The organism is Brevundimonas sp. EAKA (genome assembly GCF_000698025.1).
Taxonomy (GTDB): Bacteria; Pseudomonadota; Alphaproteobacteria; order Caulobacterales; family Caulobacteraceae; genus Brevundimonas; species Brevundimonas mediterranea_A.
Window position 1 is genome coordinate 1 of sequence record NZ_JMQR01000188.1, and the last position, 3,981, is coordinate 3,981.

Genomic DNA, 3,981 nt, shown 5'->3' on the forward strand with positions numbered 1-3,981 from the left:
TTTTTTTTTTAACTCAGCCGCCACCCCCATACTTCCAAACAGAGGAGATCGTCGGCGCCGTCAATTGGGTATAAGAGAAAGCCCGTCTTGCTGGGAGACCGGGCGGCCCCCGCCTATCCGGAACGCGAGGCCGCCTATGTCCTGGCCCTGACCCTGCAGCGCGCGGGCTGGGCCTGGGGCGAGCGCGTGGTTCAGGCGCTGGAGGCGGGCGGGGTGCGCGCGCGCCAGCATCGCGGGTCCGGCCTGGACGTCTGGACCCGTCTGACGGAGTGGGAGGACGAGGCCGCGCGTGGCGAGGCGGGGTCGGCCCCGGTCGATAGCGAGAGCGCGCGGATTCGGCTGGCGAAACTGCTTCAGGCCTCGGGTCTGGACGAGACGCGGCCGACCCAGTCGGACTACGCCGCCGAGGCCGCCTTCGCCTTTTCGCCGCGAAACGAGGAGGGCCGCCCCCGCATGCTGCTGGCCGAGGCGGGCACGGGCACGGGCAAGACCCTGGGCTATCTGGCGCCCGCCTCCCTGTGGGCCGAACGGAACCAGGGAGCGGCTTGGATCTCGACCTACACCCGCGCCCTGCAACGCCAGATCGACCGCGAGAGCCATGCCCTGTGGCCCGACCCGGAAGAGCGCAAGAAGAAGGCGGTGATCCGCAAGGGGCGCGAGAACTATCTGTGCGTCCTGAACCTGCAGGACATGGTCCAGGCGGCCCAGCTGGGGAACGGCGACCTGGTCGGCCTGGCGCTGGCGGGACGCTGGGCCGTGCACACGCGCGACGGGGACATGACGGGCGGCGACTTTCCCGGCTGGCTGCCGGGCCTGTTCGCCATGCCCGCCGCCCATGCGGCGGGGGCGGCCAATCTGGTGGACCGGCGCGGCGAATGCGTCCACGCCGCCTGCCCCCACTATCGCAGCTGTTTCGTCGAAAAGACCATCCGCGCCAGCCGCCGCGCGGACCTGGTCATCGCCAACCACGCCCTGGTCCTGACCCAGGCCGCTTTCGATGGCGCGCGCTCGGCCCGGGGCCAGAAACAGGACGGCGAGACGGCGGCCTTGAAACGCATCGTCTTTGACGAGGGCCACCACCTGTTCGACGCCGCCGACAGCGCCTTTTCCGCCTGTCTTTCGGGGCAGGAAGCGGCCGAGCTGCGTCGCTGGATCCGCGGTCCGGAAGGGCGAGGCCGGCGCGGTCGCGGTCTGGAGCAGCGGCTGGGCGACATGGTCGGGGACAATGATGCGGCGCTGAAGGCCTTGCAGGACGCCATCCGCGCCTCGGCCGCCTTGCCGGGCGAAGGCGTGTCGGGCCGCGTCGCCCCGGCCTCGGGCGAGGTCAATCCGATCGGGCCGATCGAGGCCTTTCTGGCCGCCGCGCTGGACCAGCTGCGGGCGCGCACGGCCGAGGCAAGTGGCAATGGCGGATTCGGGGGCGGCCCAGAGTTCGGCATGGAGTGCGCGTTGAAGCCGGTGACCGATCCCGTGGCCGAGACCGCCCGCGCGGCGGCCCAGGCCCTGGCCGCGCTCGAGGCGCCGCTGCTGGCCCTGTCGCGGCATCTGGAGGACATTCTCGACGATGAGGCGGCCGAGCTGGACGGGTCGCAGCGGTCGAGGATCGAGGGGGCGTTGCGGGGGCTGGACCGGCGCGCGCGGATGACCTTGCCCGGCTGGCGTTCGATGCTGGCGGCGCTGGAGGACGGCGGGGATCAGCCTGATCCGGACTTCGTCGACTGGCTGTCGGCCGAGACGGCGTTCGGCCGCATCCATGACGTGGCCCTGCGCCGTCACTGGATCGACCCGACCGTGCCGCTGGAAGCCGCCGTGATCGTGCCGGCGCACGGGGTGCTGGTGACCTCGGCCACCCTGTCCGACCCCTTGCAGGAAGACCCGTTCGACCTCGCGCGTCTGCGCACCGGCTCGGCCCGGCTGATCGAACCGCCGCGCACCCTGAAGGTCGAGAGCCCCTTCGACTATGCGTCCAACAGCCGGGTCATCGTCGTCAACGATCTGGTCAAGGACGATCCGCGCCAGACGGCGGCGGCGATGCGCGAACTTTTCCTGGCCGCCGGGGGCGGAGGGTTGGGCCTGTTCACCGCCATCCGCCGGTTGAAGGCGGTCTATGAACGGCTCGGCCCGGATCTGGCGAAGGCCGGCGTGCCCCTGTACGCCCAGCACGTCGATCCGCTGGAGGTCGGGGCCCTGGTCGACATGTTCCGGGTCGAGGAGAACTCGTGCCTCCTGGGCACGGACGCCGTGCGCGACGGGGTGGATGTGCCGGGGCGGTCGCTGCGGGTTCTGGCCTTCGACCGCGTGCCCTGGCCCCGCCCGGATCTGCTGCACAAGGCGCGGCGCGAACGGCTGGGCGGCCAGTTCTCGCAAGGGAGGGGCTATGACGACGCCCTGGCCCGCGCCCGGATCGCCCAGGCCTTCGGGCGGCTGATCCGGCGCGGCGACGACAAGGGGGTCTTCGTGATGCTGGACGCGGCCACCCCCACCCGCCTGTTCGCCAGCCTGCCGCCGGGCACGGAGGTCCAGCGCATGGGCCTGGCCGACGCCGTGGCGCTGACCCGCGGTTTCCTGAACCCCGAGATGACCTGAAATGTCGAAGACCACGCCCGCGACCGTCGCCCTGACCAAGGCCGGGGTCGCCTTCGAACTGTTCGCCTATGACTATGACCCCGACGCGCCGCGCGTGGGGCTTCAGGCGGCTCAGGCTGTGGGAAAAGCCCCGGAACAGGTGTTCAAGACCCTGATGACCCTGGTCGACGGCGCGCCGGCCTGCGTCATCGCGCCGTCCGACTGCGAGGTCAGCATGAAGAAGCTGGCGGCGGCCATCGGCGGCAAGTCGGCGCAGATGATGAAGCCCGCCGATGCGGAACGGTTGACCGGCTACAAGGTCGGCGGCGTCAGTCCCTTTGGGCAGCGCAAGACCGTACCGACGGTGATGGACGAGACGGCCGTTCTGTTTGATCAGATCCTGATCAACGGCGGCCAGCGCGGGCTGTTGCTGGGGGTGGCGCCCGAAGCGGCGGCCCGGGCGGCGGGGGCCAGGCTGGTCGACATCAAGGCCTGAACGCCTTGGGCGGTCGTCCTTCCTTGGGCTATAGCCGTCTCGACCCCGGAGTTTGAATGACCGACGCACCGACCCAGCGACCCAGCCGTGCGGGCCTCTACGCCCCCTTCATCATCGTGCTGATCGCCCTGGCCGCCTGGACCGGCTGGTGGTTCTATCTGACGCGCCAGATCGACGCCGGGCTGGAGGCCCAGTCGGCCGCCCTGCGCCAACAGGGCTGGGACGTGCGCTACGCCGACAAGCGGATCGTCGGCTGGCCCTTCCGCGCCAATGTGAAACTGACCCATGTGACGATCGCCGCCCCGTCCGGTCACGCCATATCCGCGCCGGAGCTGAACGCCGAGGCCAACGCCTATCAGCCGACCAAATGGGTCGTGGTCGCGCCCGAAGGCCTGGTCCTGACCCGGGCCGGCAAGGGCAAGGTCGCCATCAACGGCGACGCCATCCGCATGAGCGCCAGCGGCATCGACCAGCGCTGGCCCAATCTGGCGCTGGAACTGGTCAATCCGATCTTCACTGTCCATCCTGACGGCGAGCCCTTCCCCATCGCCCGGGCCGCACGGATCGAATTCTATTCGCGGCCCCATCTGGAAGGCGCGACCGCCCCGAGCGACGCCATCGACGTGATGTTCCGGCTGGTGGACGGCCAGGGACGCCGCGACGGACCGGTCGAGGGCTTCGCCCAGGACGGCCAACTGACCACCCAGCTGGAGGCCACCGTCGGCCGGGCCGACCTGCTGAAGGTCGGGGATGCGGCGGGGGGGGGTTTCCCAAAGACCCCGGGGCCGTCTCTTTTAAACAACTGACGCCGCCGACGACCCACCCTGTGTAGGACCCCGGGGGGGGCCGGTCCCTTAAAAAAAAAAACAAAAACACAAAGGTGAATAGCGACATACGCCAATCTCACAACATGACACAAA

The 3,981-nt window shown here is 69.9% G+C and carries 3 protein-coding genes; all 3 read left to right on the forward strand.

What is annotated here, in order from left to right; genetic code table 11:
- Nucleotides 1-87: 87 nt before the first annotated feature.
- From ER13_RS16350 to ER13_RS16360, 3 genes are read left to right on the forward strand one after another with little or no spacing between them, the layout of a single operon-like run.
- Entirely contained in the window at nucleotides 88-2,586 is a 2,499-nt protein-coding gene (locus ER13_RS16350; RefSeq protein WP_231492578.1) for an ATP-dependent DNA helicase, read from the forward strand.
- 1 nt (nucleotide 2,587) lies between these two features.
- On the forward strand, nucleotides 2,588-3,061 hold the full coding sequence (gene ybaK, locus ER13_RS16355; RefSeq protein WP_035310993.1) for a Cys-tRNA(Pro) deacylase: 474 nt from the start codon (nucleotides 2,588-2,590) through the stop codon (nucleotides 3,059-3,061).
- Between the two features lie 56 nt (nucleotides 3,062-3,117).
- On the forward strand, nucleotides 3,118-3,867 hold the full coding sequence (locus tag ER13_RS16360) for a DUF2125 domain-containing protein (RefSeq protein ID WP_231492579.1): 750 nt from the start codon (nucleotides 3,118-3,120) through the stop codon (nucleotides 3,865-3,867).
- The last annotated feature ends 114 nt before the right edge of the window (nucleotides 3,868-3,981 follow it).